Here is a 23,754-nt window from a genome sequence, read left to right on the forward strand (position 1 = left end):
ACGGAAGGAGTGCCATGGCGATGGCCAGGGCGAGGAGCGAGGAACGCCGCGGGGAGATCGTCCGCGCGGCCGTCGAGGTGATCGCGGAGCGCGGCTACCGGGGCGCGTCCCTGGGCACGGTCGCCGAGCGCGTGGGCCTGACCCAGCAGGGACTGCTGCACTACTTCCCGACCAAGGAGGCGCTGCTCGTCGCGGTGCTGGAGGAACGCGACCGGTGGGACACGGGCGGCGGCTCGCGCGCCGCGGCGGACACCTGGCGCCTCGACCTGCTGGCCTCGCTGGTGGAGTACAACGCCATGCGCCCGGGCATCGTGCAGACCTTCTCGGCACTGCTGGGCGAGAGCGTCACCGAGGGGCATCCGGCCCGGGAGTTCTTCACCGAGCGCTACGCGCAGGTCCGCTCGGAGATGGCGGCGGTGCTGCGCGCCGAGTTCGGCGACCGCCTGCCCTCGGGGCTCACCCCGGAGCAGGCTGCCCCGCTTCTGACGGCGGTCATGGACGGACTGCAGTACCAGTGGCTGCTGGCCCCCGAGTCCGTGGACATGCCCGCCGCCTTCCGGGCCTTCCTGACCCTGCTGCGAGGGCCCGACGCCGCCTAGTCGATCTGGAGCTCGCCCATCCGGCTCCAGCCGTTCGCACCCTCGACGGTCGTGCTGACGATCTCGGGCGTACGGGTCACCATCGGCCGCATGGTCTCCAGTGCGGCGCGGAAGTGCTCCGAGGTGACGTGCGCCTCGGCGGCGCCGTCCTGGAAGGCCTCGACCAGGACGTAGGTGTCCGGCTCCTCCAGGCTGCGCGACCACTCGAACCAGAGGTTCCCGGGTTCGGCGCGGGTGGCGCGGGTGAAGGGCGCGACCTTGTCGGGCCACGCGTCGACGTATTCGGGCTTGACGGGGAATTTCACCACAATGAAGATCACACAGGCATTTTATGCAGGTTGATCCGGACCGTGGGGCGAAGTCCCGGCCCGCCGACCCGGCCTGGTCAGGCGCGGAGGGCGGAGAGGTCCCGGTCGGCCAGGTCCGGACGGGACGTCAGGGCGGCGTGGACCGACTCCAGGACCGGCAGCGCCGCGTGGGCGGTGGCCAGGGCCACGTCCTTCGCGGCCAGGGAGACCGGGAAGTCCGAGGCATCGGCGTACGCACGGGCCACCGCGCCCGCCAGCGGCCCGCGGGCCAGCTGTCCGCGGACCAGCTCCTCCGGCAGGCCCAGGGCGCCGCCCAGCCTCAGCACCTCGGCCACCAGGGCCACCCCGCCGACCGCCGCGTTGATCAGCACCAGCTTCAGCGCCGCGCCGGAACCGGCCGGGCCGCACACGGTGACCCCGCCGAGGCTGTCCAGGACCCGCCGGACCGGACCGGGCAGCGGGTCACCGCCCGCCAGCACCCACAACTCCCCCGCGGTCGCCCGGTCGACGCTCCCCATCACCGGCGCGTCGGTCAGCGTCACCCCCGCCGGCAGCCGCCCGGCGAGCTCCCGTACCGCGTCCGGCCCGACCGTCGAGGTGTCGATCCAGTGGACGCCGGGCCGCAGCGCGGGCAGCACGCTCTCCGCGACGGCCCGCAGGGCCGCCGGATCGGCCAGCATGGTGATGACGAGGTCCGCGTCGCGGACGGCCCCGGCGGGCGAGGCGGCGACCGTCGCGCCGGCCCCGACCAGCGGCCGCGCCTTCTCCGGCGTCCGGTTCCACACCGTCAGCTCGTGGCCGCGCGAGAGCAGGTGACGGGCCATCGGAGCCCCCATGCTGCCGAGCCCGAGGAATGCGATCTTCTGCGCTGTGTCCATGCCCACGACGCTAGACACGGCCCGTCCATGCGACAAGCGACTGTCTAGCATGGCCGCCATGCCCACTCCGCAGAGCTTGTACGAGGTCTTCCTGCACGTGGCCCGCCTGGGCTCCCTCACCGCCGCCGCCCGCTCCCTGGGCTACACCCAGTCCGCCGTCTCCCGGCAGATCCAGACCCTGGAGGACGAGTGGGGCGCCCCGCTCTTCGACCGCCTCCCGCGCGGTGTCCGCCTCACCGAGGCCGGCCACGTGCTGCTCCCGCACGCCGAGGCCGTCGGCGAACGCCTGCGCACCGCCCGCGCCGAGTTCGAAACGCTGCGCACCCTCGGCGCCGGGCGGCTGCGGATCGGCTCCTTCTCCACCGCCGACGCCGCGCTGCTGCCGCGGGCGCTGGCCGCCTTCCGGGCCCGCCATCCCGGCGTGGCCGTCACCCGTACGGAGGGTCCCTCCGCCAAGCACCTCGCCCTCCTCTCGGCCGGGGAGCTCGACCTCGCCGTCGTCGCCGAGACCTCCGGCCGGCCGCCCCGGGAGTGCACCGCGCACCACCTGCTGGACGAGCGGATGTACGTGGCGCTGCCGGACGGCCACCGGCTGGCCGGGCGGGCCGGGCTGCGACTGGCCGAACTGGCCGACGAGGAGTGGATCGCCGCCGGCACCCGCCCCGAGGAGACCCTCATGCACTCGGCGCTGGCGGGCGGTTTCCGCCCCAGTACGGGCTTCGTCGCCGCCGACTGGATCGCCAAGCAGGGCTTCGTCGCCGCCGGGCTCGGCGTCACGCTGGTCCCGGAACTCGCCGCCTCCGCGGTACGGCCCGACCTCGCGCTGGTCCCCCTGCACCCGGACGACGCCCCCCGCCGCGGGGTGTACGCGGCCACCCCGCGCGGTACCGCCCCCTCCCCCGCCGCCGCGGCCCTGCTGGCCTTGCTGAAGGAGGCCGCGGACGGACTGGCATCCTGAGCCGGTGAAGATCGCCGCCGCACAGATGACGTGCGTCCCCGCCGATGTCCGGTCGAACGCCGCGCGGGCCGCCGCCCTCGCCGTGACGGCCCGTGAGCAGGGCGCCGCGCTGGTCGTGTTCCCCGAGTTCACGCTCACCGGCTACGAACTGGAGGCGCTCGCCGGCGACCCCGGCCTCTGGACGGCCGCCGACGACCCCCGGCTGGACCCGGTGCGCGCCGCCGGTATCGCCACCGCGGTCAACGTGGCCCTGCCCGGTGAGGGCCCGCGGCCCGCCATCGCGACGCTGGTCCACGACGCGGACGGAGCGCACGTGACGACGTACCGCAAGCAGCACCTGTTCCGCCGCGAGCAGGACGTCTTCGAGGCCGGCACGGAGGACGGGAGCTTCGAACTCCTCGGCGTCCGCTTCTCGCTGGGCGTCTGCTACGACAACCACTTCCCCGGAGTGCCGGGCCGCGGCGCGGCCGACGGCTGCCGGGTCCACCTGGCGAGCTCCCTCTACGGCACCGGCGACGGGATCCACGAGCGCGCCACCGTGTACCCGGGGATCGCCGAGCGGCACGGCCTGTACGTCGTCCTCGCCAACCACGTCGGCCGGGCGGGCCCGTGGACCGGCTGTGGCGGCGCGGCCGTATGGGCGCCGGGCGGGGCGCTGCTCGCCGAGGCGGACGACCGCACCCCGTCGGTGGTGACGGCCGAGATCGGCCCCGCCGAATGACGGGGCCGCCCGGCCGCGGTGCACCCGGCCGCTACGGCCGTGCGGCGCAGGGCCGCCTCGGCCGCAGTGCACCGAGCCGCTTCGACCTCGGTGCGCCGGGCCGGTTCGGCCGTGCGGCGTCGCGTCAGGCCGTTACGGCCGTGCGGCGTCAGGCGGGCTCGTGGACCCGCGGGTGGCGGTCCGGACGCGGGGCGGCGCGGTCCGGGTGCCGCGCGGCGGCGTTCTCGCGGTCGGGGAGCAGGGCGGGCAGCACGACGGCGACGGCGGCCACCGCGTACACGCAGGTCCACAGGGCCCAGCCGCCGGGCGGCGCCCAGTGCGCCGAGGTCGCCACCCACGAGCCCTTGGTGCCGACGGCGAACCGCCGCAGCGTCCAGTAGAAGGCCGCCACGTCGGCCAGGGCGAGGCCGGCGACGGAGAACCCGACCAGCCGCCGCCAGGGGAAGCCGTGCCCGGGGGCGCGCGTGGCGCAGACCAGCACGGCCATCAGCGGCAGCCCGACGGCGAAGGGCAGCAGGTAGCGGCCCTGCCACACCATGCCGATCCGCTCCGCCTGGGAGGCCTGCGCGACCACCGGCACCATCACGACGGCCGCGAGCATGCCGAGGACCGCCACCACGTCGCGCGTGCGGCCGTGGACGAGAGCCAGCACGACGACGGTCGCGAGGACCCCCATCCACACCAGGTACATGAGGGCGGGGGCGGGCGTGTCCAGCCAGCCGAAGAATCCGAGCATCTGCTTGATGTAGACCTCGGTGTTGCCGAGGGTCTTCTTCGCGGCCACGCCCGTGGTCAGCGAGTCGGGGATGTCGATCTTCGAGTTGTCGGGGTGCCCCGCCGCCCACAGCAGCGCACCGGCCGTCGCCAGGCCCAGCAGGCCCGTCCAGAGCCACAGCGCCTTGCGCCGCAGCACCTGTCCCAGCACTCCGCGCCGCTGCGTCAGCAGCAGGCAGAAGACGACCGCCCCACCGAACCAGATGAGGCCGAGCGGCCGGATGTTGATCAGCACCAGGCCGCCGATGCCCAGCCTGGCCAGCCGGCGGTTCAGCAGCACCGGGTCGGGTGACAGGACGATCGACAGCAGGGCCGTCCATACCAGGATCCCGGCGGCGATCTCGCCGCCGCTGGGGTTGACCATGCCGGCCATGTAGAGCGTCATCGGCGTGGCCGCGGCGAACACGCCGAGCATCGCCAGCGACCGGCGCCGCCATTCGGCGGCCGTGACCACGGCGCTCGCCAGCAGCGCCGAGCAGAGGAGCGCCGACATGAAGCGCATGAGGTACAGCCCCTTGGGGCCGTCGACCAGCAGGCTCGGCCAGCCGGTCACCAGGTAGTAGCCCGGGTGGTAGCGGCCGGCGGCCGTGGTGGCCTGCTGAATCTTCTCGGAGTTCCCGAGCGAGGGTGTGCAGGACGCCGGCTGCGCCTGCCGCCACGAGTAGCACTCGTGCACGGCGGGCAGGTTCCGGTACCACTCCGGGAGCTGCACCCCGGTCTCGGCGAAGTGGCCATCGATGCCCGCGACCGTGTGCGGGACCATCACCTCGGTCCCGCCGATCTGGCCCCTGGCGACGGCGGCGCCGCGGATGAAGTGCGCGTGCTCGTCGGGAGAGCTGCCCAGCGGGCTGGCGGCCGCCCACGCGCCCGTGAGCGTGAAGAACAGCGCGAACGAGATCAGCCAGAGCCGCTTGGGTGTCCTGGCCGACCAGTCGGCCAGCCGCGTCAGTGCGGAAGTCATCGGTCCCCCGGGGTCATCGGATGAAGCTGAGCCAGCTCTGGTCGCCGTCCTTGGAGCACGTGCCGCCGGGCGCGTACTTCGGGCAGCTGCCGTCCTGCTCCGTGATGGTGTGCGACACCCACGGCAGGATCCGGTACGTGTTCTCCTTGGCCGGCATGTAGCGGTCGGCCATCGAGGAGGAGACGGTGCCGAGGAGCAGCAGCAGGGCGCACATGGCCCCGATCACCGCGCCTTCGCGACCCGGGAAACCGGTGCCCCCCGCGTCCGCGGTGGCCGCCGTGGGTTCGGCGTCCGCCGAGGACTGCGCGCGGCGCGCGGCCATCCGCTGCGAGACCAGGTGGACGACGAGCGCGCACAGCAGCAGCCCGCAGTAGAGCAGCTGGTTGTTCGTGCGGGTGTAGAGCTGGACGGTCTGCGTCTCGTACATGTGCGAGGCGATGTACATGCGCATCACCCACGCGCTGATGAACATGGCGGCGATGGTGACCACCATCGGCTTGCGCATGCCCAGCCAGATCGCGGCGCCGAGGCCGACGAAGGTGACCAGGGCGAACAGCCCGACCCCGCCGTACTCGCCGGGCAGCGGCCACTCGCCGACCTTGCCGGGCATGTCCGTGCGCCACATGAGGTAGTACGCCGGGTCGGTGAAGTTGTCGAACCGGAAGTTGTAGTCCTTGGTGGTCTGCCCCTCGGTCAGCATGACCATGAGGTAGCGCCCGGCGACCACCAGGAACGCCGCGAGGGAGGCTCCGAGGAAGGCCGCGCCCTTGATCCGGCCGAGCCGGCCGTCCCGCCACGGGAAGTACAGCAGTGCGGCGAACAGCACACCCGCCGCGCTCCACAGGAACCAGCCCGAGTAGGTGAGGAAGAGCACGCCGAGCAGCGCGCCGAATCCCGCGCCCTTGAGCAGCAGGGGGCGCCAGCCCTGCGTGCCGCTGCGGCTCAGCGACACCACCATCGCCACCAGGACGGGCACCAGCACGACGAGGACGGTCTGGCTGTACGGCTTGTACGCGTCGATCAGCGCGAAGGCGGGGGCGACGCCGAAGGCGAGGGCCCGGACGGGACCGAGCAGCATGCGCCAGGAGAGGTAGACCAGCGGTCCGAACGCGGCGGCACCGAGGATCTGGAGGTCCTTGAAGGCATACGCGGTGTTGCCGCCGCGGAACCACTCGGCGTAGTGGCCGAGGGTGTGCAGGGGGGCCGGCGGGTAGACCGGCGAGCCCGAGGGGCGGCCGTTGGCCACGGCGTGGGCCCATTCGACGATGCGGCCGCTGTCGCCGTTGAGGCCGAACATCGGCCAGGGCGTCCCGTGGAGGGCGACGACGGCGCCGGCGGCGACGAAGCCGCTGGCCAGGCCTGCGAGGGCGGCGGAGGCGAACCGGGTGGCCAGGTCGAAGTGCCGGCCCCCGCGCAGTCGTACGGCCAGCGCCACCGCGCCGATGAAGACCAGGCCTATGAGCGCGAACCGCAGCTGGATCGCGGCGAGGCCGCTGACCTGCGCGATCCGGTCGAGGGGGTTGAAGTTGAAGCCGCGCGCCAGCAGCGGGAGCACGAGCGCCGCGGCGAAGGCGACGGCGGCTTCGAGGAGCAGGAGCGTGCCGCGTGAGCCGAGCCCGCGCCGGGCGGCCGGTATCGGGCGGGCGGGCGCGGCCGGTCCGCCCGGGGGCAGCACGGTCGCCGTGCCCTCGGTACTGACTGTCACTGCTGTGTCCCTACTGCTGGTCGGTCCTCGGCCCGGTGGCCGGTCCTGGCGGCAAGCCGCTGCGCGACTCCGGCCCCCCGCCGAAGCTCCGGGCCAGGGCGAACTCAAGGGCAGTGAGAGACAGCCTTGGCACTTGCTGGGATGCATCCTACGGGCCCGGCCCCTTGGGCCGAATCCGGGAGGAGGTGCTTGGTGCCCCACTCCCCCAGCGGTTCCAGGGCGGCGTTCAGGTCCTGGCCCAGCGGGGTCAGGGAGTACTCGACGCGCGGCGGGACCTCGTCGTAGACCTCGCGGTGCACGATGCCGTCGGTCTCCAGCTCGCGCAGCTGGGCGGCGAGCACCTTCTCGGAGACGCCGGGGACGAGCCGGCGCAGTTCACCGAAGCGGCGCGGGCGCTGCTCCAACTCCCACAGGAGCGACACCTTCCATTTGCCGTCGATCACGGACATCGCCGCGGCGATCCCGCAGTGATCCGCACCGGGCCTTCGTGCCACCGCCATCGCGCACCCTCCCGACCTGCTCGCTCACCTTGGGGTAACCACCCACTCCGAAGTGCGTACTTGAGCGCCCCACTGCCTGCTACCAGGCTAAACGCCATGACCGACACCACACCGCAGAAATCGCTCACCCTGCTCGGACTCGGCGACATGGGCACCGCCCTCGCCCGTACCTGGCTCGCGGCCGGGCACTCCCTGACCGTATGGAACCGCACCTCCGCCAAGACCGGGCCGCTCGCCGCCGAGGGCGCCGTCGTCGCCGCGAGCGCCGCGGCCGCGGTCGCGGCGAACACCCTGGTCGTGACCTGCCTGCTGGACGACGCCAGCGTCCGCTCCACCCTGGAGGGCGTCGACCTGACCGGCAAGGACCTCGTCGACCTCACCACCGGCACCCCCGCCGAGGCCCGCGCCCGGGCCGCCTGGGCCGAGGCCCGGGGCGCCCGGTACACCGACGGCGGGATCATGGCCACCCCCACGATGATCGGCGTCCCGGAGGCCGGCGGGTACGTCTTCTACAGCGGCTCGCGCGCCCTGTTCGACACCCACCGCGCGACGCTGGAGGTCCCTGCCGGGGCCCGCTTCGTCGGGGAGGACCCCGGGCACGCCGCCCTGCACGACGTGGCGCTGCTCAGCGCGATGTACGGGCTGTTCGCCGGCATCTCGCACGCCTACGCGCTGACCGAGGGCGAGGACATCGCCCCGAAGGACCTGGCTCCGCTGCTGTCCGAATGGCTGGGCGCGATGGGCTTCTTCGTCGGCAACGCCGCCGATCGGCTCACGTCGCGGGACTTCACCACCGGGGTGGTGTCCAACCTCGCCATGCAGGTCGCGGCCAGCGGCACCCTGCTCCGCACGGCGCAGGAGCAGGGGGTCAGTGCCGAGCTGATCTCCCCCTACCTGGACCTGATGCGCCGCCGGCTGACGGCGGACCCGGCGGTCCACGGCGGGGAGGACACGGCGGGGGCCATCCTGCTGCTGAAGCCGTAGCCGATCCGGGCCTGCGACCGGACCGGCGGCCGGCGGCCGGCGGTCTACGAGAAGGCCGGCGGCGGTCCGAAGTCCGCGGGGGTGGCTTCGGCGGCCGGTGACTCGTCGGTGCGCATCAGGTCGCGCGCCATCAGGGTGGCTCCAGCCACCGCGCCCGGCATCAGGAACACCGCGACGAGCGGGACCAGGAACGCCAGCACCAGCGGCACTCCGAAGCCCAGCACCAGCAGCCGCCGGGACCGCAGCAGCACCAGCCGCTCGGGCAGCCCCACCTTGCGGCGCTGGAGGGCGACGGAGGTGAGCTCCTGGGTCAGGAAGTAGCCGGAGACGCAGAACCCGAGCGCCGGGACGACGGTCTGGCCGATCACCGGAACGAAGCCGAGGACGAAGAGCCCGATGCCGTACAGCACCACCCGCCCGAGCACCTTCACGCTGTCCCGGGCCGAGATCCACAGCTCCCGCCAGAGCGGGAGGCCGGACCGCGGGACCTCCCCGCCCTCGCTGCGGTCGACCTGCTCCGAGAGGGACTCGTAGAAGGGCTGGCCGATCAGCAGGGTGACGGCGGTGAAAGTGATCACGGAGAGGAAGAGCCCGAGGCCGAAGAAGAGGGCGGTGAGGAAGCCGCGGAAGAGGCCGCGCCAGGGGGCGGACCAGTCGTCGGCGAAGGGGGTCGACCAGGCGGTCAGGTCGTCGGCGCCGTAGCCGAGCCCGATGAGGGCGCCGGCGTAGAGGGCGAGCGAGACCAGGCCGGGCAGCAGCCCGAAGCCCAGCCATCGCCCGTGTCCCAGCACCCATCGCTGTCCGGCCAGCAGATACCGGAAGCCCCCCGCAAGATCGCGCATGGCGCCAGTCTACGGCGAAGGCCGCACCCCGAACGGGGTGCGGCCTCCGCCGTGCGGCTGCCGGATCAGACGGCGAGCTCGACGGTGATGTTGCCGCGGGTGGCCTTGGAGTACGGGCAGACCTCGTGGGCCTTCTCGATGAGCTCCTTGGCGGTGGCGGCGTCCACGTTCGGGATCACGGCGGAGATCTTGACGATCAGGCCGAAGCCCTCGTCGTTCTTGCCGATGCCGACCTCGGCGGTGATCGTGGAGCCGGAGATGTCGGCGTTCACGTTCTTGGCGACGACGCCCAGAGCGCCCTGGAAGCAGGCGCTGTAGCCGGCGGCGAAGAGCTGCTCCGGGTTGGTGCCGGCGCCGCTGCCACCGAGTTCCTTGGGCGGGTTCACGACGACGTCGAGCTGGCCGTCGTTGGTGGCGACGCGGCCGTCGCGGCCGTTCTCGGCGGTGGCCACGGCGGTGTACGCGACGTCGGACTGCTGGATGGACATGAAGAATGTTCCTCCTGGTAATCGCCGCGACTCGCGCCCACGGTCACGACGGTTGTGGGGTGAGCCTAACCGGTGAAGGAAACGATCATCTTTCCGGTGTTCTCCCCGCGGAGCATGCCGAGGAAGGCGGAGGTGGCGTTCTCGACGCCCTCGACGACCGTCTCGTCGTAGCGCAGCTCACCGGAGCGCAGCCATCCGGCGACGTCCTGGACGAACTGCTGCTGGAGCCCGGCGTGGTCGCTGACCAGGATGCCCTGCAGGCGCAGCCGCTTGCCGATGACCTGCATGAGGTTGCGCGGGCCGGGGGCGACCTCGGTGTCGTTGTAGTGGGCGATCGCACCGCAGAGGGTGGCGCGGCCACCCACGTTCATGGAGGAGATGGCCGCCTCCAGGTGGTCGCCGCCGACGTTGTCGAAGTAGACGTCGACGCCCTCCGGGGCGGCCGCGCGCAGCTGCTCTGCGACGGGGCCGTTCTTGTAGTTGAAGGCGGCGTCGAAGCCGTACTTCTCCGTGAGGAGCGTCACCTTCTCTTCCGAGCCGGCCGAGCCGATCACCCGGGACGCGCCCTTGATCTTCGCGAACTGGCCGACGAGGCCGCCGACCGCACCCGCGGCGCCGGAGACGAAGACGGAGTCGCCCTCTTTGAAGGAGGCGACCTCGAAGAGGCCGGCGTAGGCGGTCAGGCCCGGCATGCCGAGGACGCCGAGGTAGGCGGAGAGCGGGGCGAGGGAGGCGTCGACCTTGGTGGCGTGCTTCGCGTCGAGCTCCGCGTACTCGCGCCAGCCCAGGCCGTGCAGGACGTGGTCGCCGACGGCGAAGCCCTCGGCGTTGGAGGCGACGACCTCGCCGACCGCGCCGCCGTCCATGGGCCGGTCGAGCTGGAAGGGCGGGATGTAGGACTTCACGTCGTTCATCCGGCCGCGCATGTACGGGTCGACGGACATGTGCAGGTTGCGCACGAGGATCCGGCCGGCGGCGGGTTCGGCGGACACGGGCACCTCGCGCAGGGCGAAGTCCTCGGCGACGGGCCACCCCTGCGGGCGACGGACGAGGTGCCACTCGCGGCTCACGGCGGGAATCTCAGGCATTGCGGCGCTCCTGGTAAGAACGAAATTGCTTCACTAGGTGAAACAACCATGCGCCTGGATATTTCATGTTGTCAAGTAAATGGTTACTCTGGATCCATGCCCAGTCGTCGTGTAGACCCAGTGACCGTCGAGGTCGTCGAACTCATCGGTGACGTCGTGACCCGGTACCACATGGAGTACGAGCACGCGGCGGCCAGCCATCAGCTGACCGGTGCCCAGGCCAAGGTGCTGAACCTGCTCGCGATGGAGCCGACGCCCATGCGGCGCATCGCACAGAAGCTGCGGTGCGAGCCGTCCAACGTGACGGGCATCATCGACCGCCTGGAGGGCCGGGGCCTGGTGGAGCGCCGCCCGGACCCCGCCGACCGGCGGGTCAAGCTCGCCGCCCCCACCGAGGAGGGCCTGCGGACGGCGGAGCGGCTGCGCGAGTCGCTGGACTTCGCGCGCGAGCCCCTGGCCGGGCTGTCCCCGGCGGAGCGGGCCGTGCTGCGCGACCTGCTCAAGCGGATGCTGGCCTGACCGGCCGGCCCCTAGAACCAGCAGAACAGCCAGCAGTCCTTCGTCGGCGTGGGCGTGGGGGCGGGGCTCTGGGACTGGGTCGGTGTCGGCTTCTGGCTGCCGCCGGTGCCGCCCGGCGAGGGTGAGCCGGAACCGCCGCCCTGTACGGAGGGCTTCGGGCCCGGGCTGCGGGAGGCCCTCCCGGACGCCGAGGGGCCCGGGTCGGACACGGCCTCCGTCGGCTCCGGCTGCCCGGCGCTGCCGGAAGGGACCCCGGTCCCCGACTTCTTCGTGGTCGAGCCGCCGGCCTTCGCGGTGGCCTTGCCGGAGCCCGTGGGCGCACCGGCCGTCGGCATGTCCGGCAGCGGGGCGGGCTGCTGGGGGCCGTCGTCGGTCAGCACCACCGTCGAGGCCCGGTCGGTGCGCTCCCCGTCGGCCGCCATGCCCGCCACCATCACGGAGCCCGCGGCCGCGAGCAGCACGCCCAGCGAGAGGGTCACCACGGTCCGGCGACGGCGCCGGTTCGCGGCCCGCCGCCGGGCGCCGGCCCTGCGCTCGTTCGGGGTGGAGAGCACCACGAGCGAGTCCGCGAACACATCGGCCAGCGCGGCCGGCGGGTCCGCGGCGGGCCCCTCCACGACGGGCGGCCCGGCGGCGGCGGGCGCGGCAGGTATCAGGTACTCGGCAGGCGTTCCGCATCCGGCGCACGCCAGCGCGCCGTTGAGGTGCCTCCGGCAGGCGTGGCAATAGTTCATGGCGCCCGCAGGCTACGCCGTGTGCGGCAACATCCGGATCCCGAGAACGTAAGGATCCTGTGTGGAATCGTTCCCTCCATGACATTTTTCGGGCCGGTCGGGTTCCAGTTGGTGCTGTTGCGGCGGATGGCCGACTTCCAGCCCGACCTCGCCGACGAGGCCCGCCGCCGGCTGGGCGCCTCGCTCGCGGACCAGCGGGAGGCGAACAAGCGCTGGCAGGCGATGGTGCGCTCGCCGCGCGCCCGCGGGGCGCTGGCCCGGTACCGCTCGGTGCTCGGGGCACCGGAGTCGGCCGAGCACCGCACGATCGGCGACCTGGAGTGCGAGGCCCTGCTGTGGCCGCTGCCGCTCTGGCCGGACCTGCGGTTCGAGGTTCTGGCGGCTCCGGACGGGGCGGTGTGGAACGAGTGGCTCGTACGGGCCCCGGGTGCGCGGGGGCCCGTACTGGAGTCGCCGGGCGACCTGCTGCCCTGGTCGGCGACGGTGGACGAGGTGGCGCGGGCCTTCGCGCCGGTCCGGCCGATGGAGGGCACCGCGCCGACGCGCTGGCGCCTCGCCTTCACCGCGCAGGGCCGGCCCTGCCTGGCCGAGTTCACCTACGGCCTGCTCCAGCGCGTGGACACCCCTTAAGTCGTGTCGTCATGGTCCCGCCTGGCCGGCGGGGCCTGGCACGCATGCCCTTCGGGCGGCCGAGGCTGCTTTGCGGACACTTCCCGGCGGTGGGCGTTTCGGGCGCTGTGCGCGATCCGCCGGAGCGGCGACAGCGCGTACCCGGCCGTCACGTACGCCGCGCCGACCGACAGGGACCCGAGCGCGGCGAGGACCAGCAGCGCGGAGGACCCCGGCGGGGCGTGGGGCCGCGCCCGCCCGGGGACCGGGCAGCCGGCGGGCGCCGGTACGACCGGACCTTCCGGTCCCAGTTCGAGGACGGGGCCGTTCGGATGCGCGCCTACGAGGTGAGGAAGGCGCGCACCGCGGCCGAGGTGCCGTCGTCGCCGAGCAGGTCGTTGTGCGCCAGGCAGCCGACCGGCGTGTTGCTGGCGCCCAGGAGCGGGACGCTGTCGTCGGGGTTGATCACCTCGTCGCAGTTCGACCAGAAGGTCGCGTACCTCACCGTGCCCGGGGTCGGGTCCCCGCCGCCCAGGTTCTTCACGACGTACGAGCCGGGGGTCATGTCCCGGCACGCCTGGTCCCACAGGGCGCAGGCCCAGGCGGTGGAGGTGCCGCGGTTGGGCCCGGCCAGCGAGACCCAGTGGCCGACGGCGGCCGCGCCCCCGCCGAACTTGACGTACCAGCGGCTGACCAGCGAGCCGAAGGAGTGCGCCACGAGGTCGACCTTGGCGGCGCCCGTCTCCCGGCGGACCTGCTCGACGTAGGCGGCGAGCCGGCCGGCGAGGACCTCGTTGACGGACTGGTGGGTGTCGTAGCCGAAGGAGAAGAGCTCCGCGTCGGTGTACCCGTCGGCGCGCAGGTCGGCACTGAGGGACCCCCAGACGCCCGGGCCGGCGTTGTACCCGTGCACGAAGACCACCGGGCTGCGCGGTGATGCCCGGTCAGGAGCGGGGGCCGGTCCCCGGCCGGCGGCATGGGCCGCGGCGGGTGCCACGAGCGCCAGGCAGAGCGCCAGGCAGAGCGCCAGGAGCACGATCGGTCCCTGTCGGGCCGTCAGCATCGGTTCCCCCTTACCTTGTTACGCGCGAGTAGCGCGTGCAGTGCGGGCATGCTGCTGCCTGTCGGTACAGAAATCCACCCCCATGCAGCCGCGACGCACCCCCGGCCGGAGCATTCCAACGGGCGCATAGTCCGAAATACCCGGGATGATATGAAAAGTGACCGGCACTTCCGCCGGTCCTCTTGCGTCAGCGCTCTCGGGAGGTTCTGCCGTGACCGTCAGTCTTGAGCAGTTGCGCCGCTGCCACGTCGCCGTCGACCTGGGGGCCGCCAGGACCCGCGTGTACGTCAAGGGCGCCGGCCTCGTGGTCGACGAACCCAGCGTCGCCGCGGTGAACACGCGCACCGGCGCACTCATCGCCGTCGGAACCTTCGCCGAGCGGATGACCGGCCGCACGCCCGACTACATCAGGGTCGTGCGCCCCGTCTCCGGCGGCACCGTCGTCGACATCGAGATGGCCCAGCGGATGCTGCGCCACCTCCTCGGCGAGAAGCTGCGGCGCGCCCTGCGGCGCAAGCCGCGGCTGCGAGCCGCCGCCTGCACCCCGCACGACGCGGACCCCCTCGCCCAGCGGGCGGCCGTGGAGACCCTGGTCGGACTCGGCGCACGGCGTGTCGAACTGGTCGACACCCTGATCGCGGCGGCCGTCGGCTGCGGACTGCCCGTGGAGCAGCCGACCGCGACGATGATCATGGTGTGCGGGGCCGCGGCCACCCAGGTCGCCGTCCTCTCCCTCGGTTCGATCGTCACCGCCCAGCGGATCCCCGTCGGCGGCGAGGCCATCGACCACGCCGTCGTCCAGCACCTGCGCCACGCGCACGAGCTGATGCTGCCCAGCCAGGCCGTCCGACCGCTCCAACTGGCCCTGCACGGCAACGGCCTCACCTCCGGGGGGCCGGCCTCCACCCTCATCCACGGCCGTGACGTCGCCACCGGACTGGCGCGTTCCGTCCACGTGGACACCGCTGCCGTGCGGGACGCCATCCACACGCCGCTGACCGCCGTCCTCGACGGGATCGGCAAGGTGCTGCGGGACTGCCCGCCCGACCTGGTGGCCGACCTGACGGACCGGGGAATCATGATGGTGGGCGGCAGCGCCCTGCTGCCGGGCCTGGACCAGATGCTGCGGGACGCCACCGGAATGCCCGTCGCCATCGCCGAACGGCCCGACGTGTGCGCCGTCATGGGTCTCGGCGCGATGCTCGAAGGGAAGATCGCCCCCATGGTCCTCAACCCGCTGGCCGGATGACGGACGAAGGGCACGGGAGGCCCGCCGACCGGTCCGACGAGCGCCGTCGACCGTCTGCTCACCTCGCAGTTCGCCTCCCGGGCCGCGCTGGCCCTCGTACTGGCGGACAAAATCGGGGGCGCGGGGCACGACGGTGACGTGGGAGTCGGCGCTCTGACGCGGGCCCCGCGTCAGGGCCGGCCCGGGCGGTTGGCCGCGCGCAGGGCGATCCGGGTGTTGGACTGGGCCACCCCCGCCTCCCGCTTCAGGCGGCGCAGCAGACCGTCGAGGGCGGCGGGATCGGCCGCCCGGGCGCGTACGAGGTAGTCGTGCGCGCCGGTCACGTGGACGACCTCGGTGATCCCGGGGAGCTTGGCGACCTGGCGCTCGAACTCCTCGTTGGTGGTGTCCTGGCGCAGGGTGACGTCGATGAAGACGACGAGGCCGCCGGCGGTGTCGGCGGCCGGATCCACCACGACGGTGAACGCGCGGATCACCCCCTCCCGGCGCATCCGCCGCACCCGGTCGGCGGTGGCGTTGGCGCTGAGGCCGACGCGGGCTCCCAGGTCGCGGTACGAGATCCGCGCATCCTGCTGCAGAATGCCGAGGATTTCCCTGTCGAGGCGGTCCATGCCGCGATTCTCGCAGTCCGAGCCGATACTCGCGCTCGTACCGCGGGGGTGCAGGAGGACGCTTCCCCGCATGAGCGAACTGATGACGCCGGCTCTGGCGGGCGCCGCCGCCGGTCTGGGCGTGGCGATGCCGATGGGCGCGATGAGCGTGCTGCTGCTCCAGGAGGCGATGCGGCACCGCCGGACCGCGATGGCCGCGGCCACCGGCATCGCCGCGGTCGACCTCGGCTACGCGGCCCTCGCCACCGCCGTCGGCCCCTGGGTGGCCGCCCACATCTCCCCGGTCGAGGCGTGGGTCCGGCTGGCCTCGGCGGCGATCCTGCTGGCCATCGCGGCCCACGGCCTCGCCGGAGCCCGCCCGAAGTACGCGGTCCCGCCGGCGCCCGGGGCGGACGGCCCGGGCGCGGCCGCCGGCACCTCGGGCGCCGCGCGGACCGCCACCGGCCTCCGGCCCGCCAGGACCTTCGCCCGCTACGCCGCCCTGACCGCGGTCAACCCCACCACCGCCCTCTACTTCGCCGCCCTCACCACCGCCCAGGGCGCCACCCTCGGCTCCGGCCCGGCGGGGGCCGCCTTCCTCGTCGGCGTCGGCGCGGCCTCCCTCCTCTGGCAGCAGGCCCTCGTCGCCCTCGGCGCCCTCACGGGCGCCCGCATCTCCGCCACCGCCCGCGTCTGGACCTTCCGCCTGGGCTACGGCCTGGTCGCCGCCTACGCGGTGAAGATCGCCCTGCCCCTCCCCTGACGGGCGTCCGGCCCGCGAATCGGCGGCGGCTCCCTCCTCGGCCCGATCCTGGTCGGCCGCGGAGCGCCGGTCGCCACCGTCGCCCCCGCCGCGCTCGCCGCGCCGCCGCGGCCTTCGTCACCTCGGTCGTCGGCGCGGCCACGTACGCACTGCTCTCCCTCGCCGCCACGGGCTCCGTCGCCCCGGACCGGGCCCTCGGGCCGTCGTGCGGGGCGGGCGGCCTGCTCGGCGGACACCTCGGCGCCCGGCTCCAGCCCCGGCTGCCCGAGACCGCGCTCCGGCTCCTGCTCGCCTCCCCGGCCGCGGCCATCGGGCGCTGTACGCCGTCCAGTTCCTGCGCTGACGGCACGGGCTCCGGCCGAAGTACTGTCGCCCGGACACGACTTCGGCCTATCCGACCTGGGGTGAACCCGTGACGACGACCCGACTCTCGGCCCGCGCGGCCATCGCCTCCGTGACCGACACCGGCAGCTTCACCGAACTCCCCGCACCCCGCGGGGAGTCCCCCGCCGACGGCCCGCTGGCCTGGGCCGGCTACGACGACTCCCGTGCCCGCGCCACCGAGCGCACCGGCGAAGACGAGTCCGTCGTCACCGGCACCGCCCGCATCGGCGGCCGCGAAGCCGTCCTGGTCTCCTTCGAGTTCGGCTTCCTCGGCGGCTCGCTGGGCCGGCGCACCGGAGACCGGCTCGAAGCCGCGTACGCGCACGCCCGCGAGAGGCGCCTCCCCCTGGTCTCGCTCATCGCCACGGGCGGCTCCCGCATGCAGGAGGGCATGCTCGCGCTGACCCAGCTGCAGCGCGTGGCCCGCCAGAGCGTCCTGACCCGGGCCGCCGGACTCCCCCAGCTCGCCGTGCTGCGCGATCCGACCACCGGCGGCGGCTGGGCCACCCTCGGGGCCGGGGCCGACGTCGTCCTCGCGCTGCCCGGCGCACAGGTCGGCTTCGCCGGGTCCCGGGTCCGTCCGGCGGACGCGGACCCGGCGGCTTACACCGCCGAGGGGCAGTACGCCGCCGGCCACGTGGACGCCGTGGTCCCCGCCGCCCACCTGCCGGGCACCCTCGCGAACTGGCTCCGCGTCCTGGCCGCGCCCCGCTCCGGCGGGCCGGTCGAGCCGCCGGCCGCGCTGGCCGGCGTACGACCGCCCGACACCGGCTGGGACGCGGTACGGCAGGCCCGCGACCCCGGCCGGCCGCACGCCGAGGCGTACCTGGACGCGTACTTCGAGCTCCGCCTGCACCTCTCCGGGGACCGGGCGGGCGGCACGGATCCGGGCATGCTGTGCGGATTCGGGCTGCGGGAGGGCCGGGCCGTGGCCTACGCCGCCCAGTGCGGCACCGCCACCCGCCCGGCGGGATACCGCACGGCCGCCCGCGTGGTCCGCCTCGCGGACCGGCTCGGGGTCCCCGTCCTCACCCTGGTGGACACGCCGGGCGCGGCCAACGACGCCGCCGCCGAGCACGCGGGCGCGGGCGCCGCCATCGCCGACACCTTCGCGGCGCTGGCGGCGGCCACCGTCCCGGTCACCACCCTCCTGATCGGCGAGGGCGGTTCGGGCGGCGCCCTCGCGCTGGCCGCGCCGGGGAACACCTGGGTGACCCCGGACAGCTACTTCTCGGTCATCGCCCCGGAACTGGCCGCGGCCATCCTCAAGCGCCCCCCGTCGGCCGCCCCCGCCACGGCGGACCAGCTCCGCATCCGGCCCCAGGACCTGGTGGCGCTGGGCGTCGCCCGCGGCATCGTCGGCCCGGAGGACACCCGCTAGAGGGGCGGGCCCGCAGCCGGAGTTCGATCCGGTAGGACCGTGGCACCTGCTGGGCCGGCTCGTTGTCGTCGCTGACCAGCAGGACCCAGCCGCTAGGTCGTGTCGTCAAAGTCCCGCCTGCCCGGCGGGGCCTGCCCCGCCCTTCGGGCGGCCGACGCCACTTTGACGACACCCCTAGGCCTGCGGCGAATCGGCGTTGTAGCGGGCGAAGTTGCGCCATCTCAGGGCCAGCAGACCCACCACCAGGACGCAGGCCAGTCCGCCGCACGTGACGGCGACGGCCGGGGAGGTCAGGTCGGCGGCGGTCCCGGCGAGGAAGTCCCCGAGCCGGGGCCCGCCGGCGACGACCACGATGAAGACGCCCTGGAGGCGCCCGCGCATGTCGTCGGGGGTGGCGGCCTGCAGCATGGTGGTGCGGAACACCATCGAGACGGTGTCCGCGTAGCCGGCCAGGGCCAGGAAGAACAGGCCGAGCCACAGGTTCCGCGTGAGGCCGAACACCGCGATGGCCGACCCCCATCCGGCCACGGCGAGCAGGATCGCCAGCCCGTGCCTCCGGATGCGGGACTGCCAGCCGGAGAACAGACCGCCCATCAGCGCCCCGGCGGCGATCGCGGCCACCATCAGGCCGACCGTTGTCGCCTCGTCGCCGTACCAGAGGAGGGCGATGGCGGGGAACAGCGCCTTCGGCTGGGCCAGCACCATCGCGGCCATGTCGGTGAAGAACGTCATCCGGATGTTGGGCCGGGTACCGAGGAAGCGCAGTCCGTCGGCGACGGAGGCCCTCCCCCGCGCGCCCTCGGCCCGGTCCGGCTTCATCGACGGCAGCCGCCACATCGCGTAGAGCGCGGCGGTGAAGGTCACGGCGTCGATCAGATACGCCCACTCGCAGCCCCCGACGGCGACGATCAGCCCGCCCAGGGCGGGGCCGACCATCGTGCCGAAGGTCATGGTCACGGAGTTCAGGGCGTTGGCCGCGGGCAGCTGCTCCGCAGGCAGCAGCCTCGGGATCATGGCGGAGCGCGCCGGTCCGGTCAGCGCCCCGCAGACGGCCTGGAGCGCGACGACGGCGTACAGGAACCAGACGCGGTGGTAGCCGAGCAGTGCGGCCGCGGCGAGTAGGACCGACAGCGCGGCGGCGCCGAGGGAGCTGTAGAGGCCGAGCTTGCGCCGGTCCACGGTGTCGGCGACGGCACCGCCGTAGAGACCGAACACGATCAGCGGGACGAGGGAGAAGAGCCCCACCAGACCGACGGCGAAGCTGGACCGGGTGATTTCGTAGACCTGCAGGGAGATCGCGAGGGCGGTCATCGCCTGGCCGACCCAGGAGATCGTTCCGCCGAGCCACAGTCTCCGGTAGTCCGGGGACGCGCTCAGCGGGGTGAGGTCGGCGAATATTCGCCGCCGGGGGCGGGTCGGCTCAGTAGTACGAGTCACATCGGATGATAAGCATCAGCCCGTCGGCGCCCCCAGGGCGCCGTCCGCCTTCTTCGCACACCGGCAACAGTCGCCCCACCCTGCTCCGGGCTCCCGGAGCAGAGGGCTTATTGCCGGTAACTCGCCACTATCACCGGACATTTGACCGAATCGGCGTGCGCTCCTCCCCTCGGGTTCAGCTCATGATGAAAAGACTCGTATGTCCAGGGAGGCGTAGTGATCGAACCTGGCAACAGCACCACGAGCACCGGTACGACGCAGAAGACGGTGCGCCCCACCGTGCCCCTCACCGTCGGCGTCGAGGAGGAGTTCCTGCTCGTCGACGCCCGCACGCTCCGGGTGGTCCCCGCCGCCCCGCTGGTCCTGGCGACGGCCGCCGGGCTGCCGGGCGAGATGCACCCCGAAGGCACCCGCTACCAGGTGGAGATATCCACCCCGGTTGCCGACTCGGCGGCCTCGCTGCGCGCCGAACTCGTCACGCTGCGGCGCACCCTCGGGCGGGCGGCCCGCGCGCACGGCTGCCGGCTCCTGGCCGCGCCCTCGCCGGTCCTCGCGGTGGAGGGGCCGCTGCACCTGACGGATGACGAGCCGCGCCAGCGCGAGCAGCACCGCCGCTTCGGCGCGCTCACCGACACCCTGGTCAGCTGCGGCCGCCACGTCCACATCGGCACGCTCGACGTGGACACGGCGGTGGCGGTGTCCAACCGGATCAGACCATGGCTGCCCACTCTGATCGCGCTGGCCGCCAACTCGCCGTTCTGGGGCGGACGGGACACCGGCCACTCCAGCTGGCGGGCGATGGCCTGGTCCGGCTGGCCCTCGGCGGGCCCGCCTCCGCACTTCACGTCCACGGCCCACTTCCGGCGCTCCGTGCAGACCCTGCTCGGCTCGGGGGCCGCCCTGGACACCAAGATGGTCTATTGGGACCTCCGCCCCTCGGGGCACTGGCCGACGCTGGAGTTCCGGGCGCCGGACATGTCCCCGGACGTCGACTCGGCGGTCCTGCAGGCCGAACTGGCCCGCGCGCTGGTGGCCACCGCGCTGCGCGAGATCCGCGAGCAGCGCCCCGAGCCGGCCGTGCGGGACGACGTACTGCGCCTCGCGCGCTGGCGGGCGGCCCACGACGGCCTGGAGGGCTTCGGCCTCGACCCGTACACGGGCGCGGAACTCCCGGCGGCCGACCTCGCGGAGGCCCTGCTGGACCTGGTCGCCCCGGAACTGGCCGCCGCCGGCGACCTGGACCATGCGGCCAAGACCCTCGCCGCCCTCCTGCGCGACGGCTCGGGCGCCCACCGCCAGCGAGCGGCCTACGCCCGCCGCCAGGACCTGACGGACGTCCTGCGCCACCTCGTGGACGAAACGGAGGACTTCTGACGGGCCGCTCCCCAGGAAACCCCCAAGGCGCGGGCGCGCGGTCGGCGCGCCCGCGCCTCAGGACGGGACGCGGCCGGTCGAGACCCTGCACGACGCGCCCCGCCGCGTCCCTGCGTCGCCCCCGACGTCCTGCCGCTGCTCGTCAACGCCTGCTCGGCCGCCCGCTCGGCCGCCTGCTCGGCCCCTTGCGGGCGCAGCCCCCGGGCGAGCGCGCCTGACGGCCCGGCACCCCCGGAAAACGCCAAAGCCGCAGGTGCGATCGTTTCTGCACCTGCGGCTCGCAGTGGGGCGGGTGGGACTCGAACCCACGGCCGACGGATTATGAGTCCGCTGCTCTAACCGGCTGAGCTACCGCCCCTTCACGGCGTGGCGCGTACACGTGTGCGCGCCGTCTGCCGCAGCATAGCCGCTCATACGATCTCCTGCTTCGGATGCCTCGCATGATCGGCTTCGCCTGTTCAGAGAGACCGCGCCGAGGGCTGCCCGGTTCCCGAAAAGGCCGATAAAGAGAAAAGAGGACCCCGTAGGGCCCTCTTCTCTGCCTTGCTCCCCCGGCTGGACTCGAACCAGCAACCCTCCGGTTAACAGCCGAATGCTCTGCCAATTGAGCTACAGGGGACTGCGCTCCCCCGACTGGACTCGAACCAGTAACCTGCCGGTTAACAGCCGGCTGCTCTGCCAATTGAGCTACAGGGGATTGCTGCGGTGCATCGAACAGCCCACCTCCGGCCTTGCCGGGGGGCGAGCGCCCGTTGCGAGACATAGATTAGCGCAAGCAGGGGGGTGCTCCGCCAATCGGTATCGACAGCAGGCCGGGCACCACACGACGAAGGGTGACAGGCATGCGGTACAAGGTCACGTTCGTGGTCGGACTGGCTCTCGGGTACGTGCTCGGAACGCGGGCCGGACGCGAGCGCTACGAGAAGCTGAAGAAGTCCGCCCGGCAGGTCGCGCAGAACCCCGCGGTGCGCAACGCCGCCGAGACAGCGGGCCACACCGGGCGCGAGTACGCCGGGAAGGCCTTCGCCGCCGTGAGCGAGAAGGTCGGCGACGCCGTACCGGACTCGCTCGCCGGCCGGGTGCGCGGACTGCGCGGCCGGGCCGGGGGCCAGGCCGCCGAGGACGAGTGGGGCACCAGCAACACCTGACGTGCCACGGGCCACATCCGGAGCCCTTGGGACCCATGAGGTTTCAGGGGCTCCGGGACGGTCGACACCGGCCCCGCGTGCGGCAGAATTCTCCGCATGGGGATAGTCGCCGGGCTGGACAGCTCTTCCGCCTTCACACGCATCGTCGTCTGTGACGCCGAGACCGGCGCCGTGCTGCGCCAGGGGTACGCACCCCATCCACAGCCCGTGGGCGAACCGGACGGCGCCAGCCCCCACGAAACCGATCCACAGGCCTGGCTGCTCTCGCTCGGCGAGGCCGCGGGTGGCGGGATCCTGGAGGGGGTCCAGGCCATCGGGGTCTCCGCGCAGCAGCACGGCCTGCTCCCGCTGGACCCGCAGGGCACCCTGGTGCGCCCGGCCCTCGTCGGCAACGACAAGCGCGGCCAGGTCGCGGCCGCCGACCTCACCGAAGCCCTCGGCGGGCGGCACGCCTGGGCCGAGGCGGTGGGCTCGGTCCCGCACTCCGCGCAGCCGGTCGCGAAGCTGGCCTGGCTGGCCCGCACCGAGCCCGAGGCGGCCCGCCGGGTGGCCGTGCTGATGTCCCCGCACGACTGGCTGGTCTGGCAGCTGCTCGGCCGCCCGGCGCGGCGGACCACCGACCGCGGCGGCGCCTCCGGAACCGGTTACTGGTCGGCGGCCGCCGGAGCCTGGCGCCCCGACCTGGTCGAGCTGGCGCTCGGGCACCGGGCGCTGCTCCCCGAGGTGCTCGGCCCGGCCGACGCCGCCGGGACCACGCCCGAGGGGCTGCTGATATCCGCCGGCACCGGCGAGACGATGGCCGCGGCGCTCGGCCTGGGGCTGGGCCCCGGCGACGCGGTGGTCTCCCTCGGTGCCTCCGGCTCGGTGATGGCGGTGCACCACGAGGCGCTGTCCGAGCCGGGCGGGCTGATCACCTCCCTGGCCGACGCCACCGGCATGCACCTGCCCGTGGTGAACACCTCCAACGCCGTACGGGCCCTGCGCGGCACCGCCGAGCTGCTCGGCACCGACCTGGACGGGCTGTCCGAGCTCGCGCTGAAGTCGACGCCGGGCGCGCACGGCCTCGTACTCCTGCCGTACCTGGAGGGTGAGCGGACGCCGAACCTGCCGCATTCCGCCGGGACCCTGAGCGGCCTGCGCCGGGACTCGATGAAGCCGGAGCACCTGGCCCGGGCGGCCTTCGAGGGCATGCTGTGCGGCCTGGTGGACGCCCTCGACGTCCTGCGCTCGCGCGGGGTCGAGATCCGCCGGGTGTTCCTGCTGGGCGCGGCCGCCGAGCTGCCCGCCGTGCAGGCGGCGGCCCCCGGGCTGTTCGGCACGCAGGTCGTCGTACCGGCGCCGGCCGACTACGCGGCGCTGGGCGCGGCCCGCCAGGCGGCCTGGGCCCTCGGCGTGGCGCGGGGCACACTGGCCGCGCACACCCCGCCCGTCTGGCCCGCCCCCGCGGCGCAGGTCTTCGAGCCGGGCGAGGAGTTCGCGGCCTGGCAGGGCGTCCGCCAGCAGTACGTCGCGACGCGGGAGCAGATCCACCCCGGCGCGTTCTGAGCGGCAGCGACGCTGTTTCCGGCCCCGCCGCCAAGGTCGTAGGACCCGCGCGGCGGGGCTGGTCCTTTTGACCGGCCTTTGCGAAATCCGGTGGGGATCACAGGGCCGGTTGGCCGAAGATGGGGTGAACCCCTCGATCATGCCGACCGGAG

The 23,754-nt window shown here is 73.6% G+C and carries 24 protein-coding genes, 3 tRNA genes and 1 pseudogene; 13 read left to right on the top strand and 15 right to left on the bottom strand.

All coding sequences use genetic code 11. The annotated features are described in order from the left end of the window. Window positions 1-20 precede the first annotated feature (20 nt). On the top strand, window positions 21-599 hold the full coding sequence (locus AB0F82_RS15830; RefSeq protein WP_362627573.1) for a TetR/AcrR family transcriptional regulator: 579 nt from the start codon (window positions 21-23) through the stop codon (window positions 597-599). On the opposite strand, the gene AB0F82_RS15835 is transcribed toward AB0F82_RS15830, so the two are convergent. Then, window positions 596-919 carry a putative quinol monooxygenase gene (locus AB0F82_RS15835; protein WP_362627576.1) on the bottom strand — a complete coding sequence of 108 codons (324 nt, stop codon included), beginning with the start codon at window positions 917-919 and terminating at the stop codon, window positions 596-598. The two genes, AB0F82_RS15830 and AB0F82_RS15835, sit on opposite strands and share 4 nt — an antisense overlap. 65 nt (window positions 920-984) lie before the next feature. Then, window positions 985-1,785, bottom strand: a complete 801-nt coding sequence (locus AB0F82_RS15840; protein WP_362627579.1) for an NAD(P)-dependent oxidoreductase — start codon at window positions 1,783-1,785, stop codon at window positions 985-987. Window positions 1,786-1,834: 49 nt separating this feature from the next. Between AB0F82_RS15840 and AB0F82_RS15845 the strand changes: the two genes are divergently transcribed. Further along, entirely contained in the window at window positions 1,835-2,743 is a 909-nt protein-coding gene (locus AB0F82_RS15845) for a LysR family transcriptional regulator (RefSeq protein ID WP_436842097.1), read from the top strand. A 4-nt stretch (window positions 2,744-2,747) separates the two neighbouring features. Next, on the top strand, window positions 2,748-3,464 hold the full coding sequence (locus AB0F82_RS15850) for a carbon-nitrogen hydrolase family protein (RefSeq protein WP_362627585.1): 717 nt from the start codon (window positions 2,748-2,750) through the stop codon (window positions 3,462-3,464). A 148-nt stretch (window positions 3,465-3,612) separates the two neighbouring features. Here the strand turns inward: AB0F82_RS15850 and AB0F82_RS15855 are convergent, their stop codons facing one another. From AB0F82_RS15855 to AB0F82_RS15865, 3 genes are all read right to left on the bottom strand, one after another. Next, window positions 3,613-5,199 (bottom strand): DUF2142 domain-containing protein, encoded by a 1,587-nt coding sequence (locus AB0F82_RS15855; RefSeq protein ID WP_362627588.1) that lies wholly within the window; start codon window positions 5,197-5,199, stop codon window positions 3,613-3,615. Between the two features lie 13 nt (window positions 5,200-5,212). Continuing rightward, the gene (locus AB0F82_RS15860; protein WP_356810367.1) at window positions 5,213-6,904 is read right to left on the bottom strand and encodes a hypothetical protein; all 1,692 of its coding nucleotides are present in this window, start codon (window positions 6,902-6,904) and stop codon (window positions 5,213-5,215) included. A gap of 104 nt (window positions 6,905-7,008) precedes the next feature. Then, entirely contained in the window at window positions 7,009-7,353 is a 345-nt protein-coding gene (locus tag AB0F82_RS15865) for a winged helix-turn-helix transcriptional regulator (RefSeq protein WP_362627591.1), read from the bottom strand. 147 nt (window positions 7,354-7,500) lie between these two features. Here AB0F82_RS15865 and AB0F82_RS15870 point away from each other — a divergent pair, with 147 nt between their 5' ends. Then, a complete protein-coding gene (locus AB0F82_RS15870; protein ID WP_362627594.1) occupies window positions 7,501-8,388 on the top strand; it encodes an NAD(P)-dependent oxidoreductase in 888 nt (295 codons plus the stop codon). Between the two features lie 44 nt (window positions 8,389-8,432). Here AB0F82_RS15870 and AB0F82_RS15875 read toward each other — a convergent pair whose 3' ends face one another. The 3 genes from AB0F82_RS15875 to AB0F82_RS15885 all read right to left on the bottom strand — a co-directional run bounded on the left by AB0F82_RS15875 (window position 8,433) and on the right by AB0F82_RS15885 (window position 10,806). Next, window positions 8,433-9,230 carry an EI24 domain-containing protein gene (locus AB0F82_RS15875; RefSeq protein WP_362627597.1) on the bottom strand — a complete coding sequence of 266 codons (798 nt, stop codon included), beginning with the start codon at window positions 9,228-9,230 and terminating at the stop codon, window positions 8,433-8,435. 65 nt (window positions 9,231-9,295) lie between these two features. Further along, entirely contained in the window at window positions 9,296-9,718 is a 423-nt protein-coding gene (locus tag AB0F82_RS15880) for an organic hydroperoxide resistance protein (RefSeq protein WP_356810371.1), read from the bottom strand. Window positions 9,719-9,783: 65 nt separating this feature from the next. Further along, window positions 9,784-10,806 carry an NADP-dependent oxidoreductase gene (locus AB0F82_RS15885; protein ID WP_362627600.1) on the bottom strand — a complete coding sequence of 341 codons (1,023 nt, stop codon included), beginning with the start codon at window positions 10,804-10,806 and terminating at the stop codon, window positions 9,784-9,786. 96 nt (window positions 10,807-10,902) lie between these two features. Between AB0F82_RS15885 and AB0F82_RS15890 the strand changes: the two genes are divergently transcribed. Then, window positions 10,903-11,325, top strand: a complete 423-nt coding sequence (locus AB0F82_RS15890; RefSeq protein ID WP_356810373.1) for a MarR family winged helix-turn-helix transcriptional regulator — start codon at window positions 10,903-10,905, stop codon at window positions 11,323-11,325. Between the two features lie 11 nt (window positions 11,326-11,336). On the opposite strand, the gene AB0F82_RS15895 is transcribed toward AB0F82_RS15890, so the two are convergent. Continuing rightward, complete coding sequence (locus tag AB0F82_RS15895; protein ID WP_362627603.1) at window positions 11,337-12,059, bottom strand: SCO2400 family protein; 723 nt, start codon at window positions 12,057-12,059, stop codon at window positions 11,337-11,339. A gap of 78 nt (window positions 12,060-12,137) precedes the next feature. Between AB0F82_RS15895 and AB0F82_RS15900 the strand changes: the two genes are divergently transcribed. Next, window positions 12,138-12,689, top strand: coding sequence for a hypothetical protein (locus AB0F82_RS15900; RefSeq protein WP_362627605.1), 552 nt, complete (start codon window positions 12,138-12,140; stop codon window positions 12,687-12,689). Window positions 12,690-13,008: 319 nt separating this feature from the next. Here the strand turns inward: AB0F82_RS15900 and AB0F82_RS15905 are convergent, their stop codons facing one another. Then, the gene (locus AB0F82_RS15905) at window positions 13,009-13,731 is read right to left on the bottom strand and encodes an esterase/lipase family protein (protein WP_362627608.1); all 723 of its coding nucleotides are present in this window, start codon (window positions 13,729-13,731) and stop codon (window positions 13,009-13,011) included. Between the two features lie 211 nt (window positions 13,732-13,942). On the opposite strand from AB0F82_RS15905, the gene AB0F82_RS15910 reads away from it, so the two are divergent. Then, window positions 13,943-14,980, top strand: a complete 1,038-nt coding sequence (locus tag AB0F82_RS15910) for a rod shape-determining protein (RefSeq protein WP_030037471.1) — start codon at window positions 13,943-13,945, stop codon at window positions 14,978-14,980. A 170-nt stretch (window positions 14,981-15,150) separates the two neighbouring features. Here AB0F82_RS15910 and AB0F82_RS15915 read toward each other — a convergent pair whose 3' ends face one another. After that, window positions 15,151-15,591 (bottom strand): Lrp/AsnC family transcriptional regulator, encoded by a 441-nt coding sequence (locus tag AB0F82_RS15915; protein ID WP_356810378.1) that lies wholly within the window; start codon window positions 15,589-15,591, stop codon window positions 15,151-15,153. A gap of 70 nt (window positions 15,592-15,661) precedes the next feature. Between AB0F82_RS15915 and AB0F82_RS15920 the strand changes: the two genes are divergently transcribed. The 3 genes and pseudogenes from AB0F82_RS15920 (at window position 15,662) to AB0F82_RS15930 (ending at window position 18,098) form a co-directional block, all read left to right on the top strand. Beyond that, window positions 15,662-16,333, top strand: a complete 672-nt coding sequence (locus AB0F82_RS15920) for a LysE family transporter (RefSeq protein WP_362627612.1) — start codon at window positions 15,662-15,664, stop codon at window positions 16,331-16,333. 18 nt (window positions 16,334-16,351) lie between these two features. Next, window positions 16,352-16,676 (top strand): annotated as a pseudogene (locus AB0F82_RS15925) (TSUP family transporter); the annotation flags it as partial. Between the two features lie 69 nt (window positions 16,677-16,745). Then, a complete protein-coding gene (locus AB0F82_RS15930) occupies window positions 16,746-18,098 on the top strand; it encodes a carboxyl transferase domain-containing protein (protein WP_356810380.1) in 1,353 nt (450 codons plus the stop codon). Between the two features lie 174 nt (window positions 18,099-18,272). On the opposite strand, the gene AB0F82_RS15935 is transcribed toward AB0F82_RS15930, so the two are convergent. Further along, window positions 18,273-19,535 (bottom strand): MFS transporter, encoded by a 1,263-nt coding sequence (locus AB0F82_RS15935; protein WP_362627616.1) that lies wholly within the window; start codon window positions 19,533-19,535, stop codon window positions 18,273-18,275. A 216-nt stretch (window positions 19,536-19,751) separates the two neighbouring features. Between AB0F82_RS15935 and AB0F82_RS15940 the strand changes: the two genes are divergently transcribed. Next, window positions 19,752-20,909 carry a carboxylate-amine ligase gene (locus tag AB0F82_RS15940; RefSeq protein WP_356810382.1) on the top strand — a complete coding sequence of 386 codons (1,158 nt, stop codon included), beginning with the start codon at window positions 19,752-19,754 and terminating at the stop codon, window positions 20,907-20,909. Between the two features lie 284 nt (window positions 20,910-21,193). On the opposite strand, the gene AB0F82_RS15945 is transcribed toward AB0F82_RS15940, so the two are convergent. The 3 genes from AB0F82_RS15945 to AB0F82_RS15955 form a co-directional block, all read right to left on the bottom strand. Beyond that, a tRNA-Ile gene (locus AB0F82_RS15945) sits at window positions 21,194-21,267 on the bottom strand. A 188-nt stretch (window positions 21,268-21,455) separates the two neighbouring features. Further along, window positions 21,456-21,528, bottom strand: a tRNA-Asn gene (locus tag AB0F82_RS15950). Window positions 21,529-21,533: 5 nt separating this feature from the next. After that, window positions 21,534-21,606 (bottom strand) — tRNA-Asn (locus tag AB0F82_RS15955). Between the two features lie 145 nt (window positions 21,607-21,751). On the opposite strand from AB0F82_RS15955, the gene AB0F82_RS15960 reads away from it, so the two are divergent. Together AB0F82_RS15960 and AB0F82_RS15965 are read left to right on the top strand one after the other, a co-directional pair. Next, window positions 21,752-22,057 carry a YtxH domain-containing protein gene (locus tag AB0F82_RS15960; RefSeq protein ID WP_356810383.1) on the top strand — a complete coding sequence of 102 codons (306 nt, stop codon included), beginning with the start codon at window positions 21,752-21,754 and terminating at the stop codon, window positions 22,055-22,057. 96 nt (window positions 22,058-22,153) lie between these two features. Beyond that, the gene (locus AB0F82_RS15965) at window positions 22,154-23,602 is read left to right on the top strand and encodes an FGGY family carbohydrate kinase (RefSeq protein WP_362627620.1); all 1,449 of its coding nucleotides are present in this window, start codon (window positions 22,154-22,156) and stop codon (window positions 23,600-23,602) included. Window positions 23,603-23,754: the final 152 nt, after the last annotated feature.

The organism is Streptomyces virginiae, assembly GCF_040638905.1.
Taxonomy (GTDB): domain Bacteria; phylum Actinomycetota; class Actinomycetes; order Streptomycetales; family Streptomycetaceae; genus Streptomyces; species Streptomyces virginiae_B.

Excerpts from the sequence above, each read along its gene's own strand:
- AB0F82_RS15885 (WP_362627600.1), bottom strand. The coding sequence starts at position 10,806 with ATGCCTGAGATTCCCGCCGTGAGCCGCGAGTGGCACCTCGTCCGTCGC.
- AB0F82_RS15960 (WP_356810383.1), top strand. The coding sequence starts at position 21,752 with ATGCGGTACAAGGTCACGTTCGTGGTCGGACTGGCTCTCGGGTACGTG.
- AB0F82_RS15875 (WP_362627597.1), bottom strand. The coding sequence starts at position 9,230 with ATGCGCGATCTTGCGGGGGGCTTCCGGTATCTGCTGGCCGGACAGCGA.
- AB0F82_RS15830 (WP_362627573.1), top strand. The coding sequence starts at position 21 with ATGGCCAGGGCGAGGAGCGAGGAACGCCGCGGGGAGATCGTCCGCGCG.
- AB0F82_RS15865 (WP_362627591.1), bottom strand. The coding sequence starts at position 7,353 with ATGTCCGTGATCGACGGCAAATGGAAGGTGTCGCTCCTGTGGGAGTTG.
- AB0F82_RS15920 (WP_362627612.1), top strand. The coding sequence starts at position 15,662 with ATGAGCGAACTGATGACGCCGGCTCTGGCGGGCGCCGCCGCCGGTCTG.
- AB0F82_RS15870 (WP_362627594.1), top strand. The coding sequence starts at position 7,501 with ATGACCGACACCACACCGCAGAAATCGCTCACCCTGCTCGGACTCGGC.
- AB0F82_RS15890 (WP_356810373.1), top strand. The coding sequence starts at position 10,903 with ATGCCCAGTCGTCGTGTAGACCCAGTGACCGTCGAGGTCGTCGAACTC.
- AB0F82_RS15845 (WP_436842097.1), top strand. The coding sequence starts at position 1,835 with ATGGCCGCCATGCCCACTCCGCAGAGCTTGTACGAGGTCTTCCTGCAC.
- AB0F82_RS15915 (WP_356810378.1), bottom strand. The coding sequence starts at position 15,591 with ATGGACCGCCTCGACAGGGAAATCCTCGGCATTCTGCAGCAGGATGCG.
- AB0F82_RS15905 (WP_362627608.1), bottom strand. The coding sequence starts at position 13,731 with ATGCTGACGGCCCGACAGGGACCGATCGTGCTCCTGGCGCTCTGCCTG.
- AB0F82_RS15900 (WP_362627605.1), top strand. The coding sequence starts at position 12,138 with ATGACATTTTTCGGGCCGGTCGGGTTCCAGTTGGTGCTGTTGCGGCGG.
- AB0F82_RS15855 (WP_362627588.1), bottom strand. The coding sequence starts at position 5,199 with ATGACTTCCGCACTGACGCGGCTGGCCGACTGGTCGGCCAGGACACCC.
- AB0F82_RS15880 (WP_356810371.1), bottom strand. The coding sequence starts at position 9,718 with ATGTCCATCCAGCAGTCCGACGTCGCGTACACCGCCGTGGCCACCGCC.
- AB0F82_RS15840 (WP_362627579.1), bottom strand. The coding sequence starts at position 1,785 with ATGGACACAGCGCAGAAGATCGCATTCCTCGGGCTCGGCAGCATGGGG.
- AB0F82_RS15965 (WP_362627620.1), top strand. The coding sequence starts at position 22,154 with ATGGGGATAGTCGCCGGGCTGGACAGCTCTTCCGCCTTCACACGCATC.
- AB0F82_RS15895 (WP_362627603.1), bottom strand. The coding sequence starts at position 12,059 with ATGAACTATTGCCACGCCTGCCGGAGGCACCTCAACGGCGCGCTGGCG.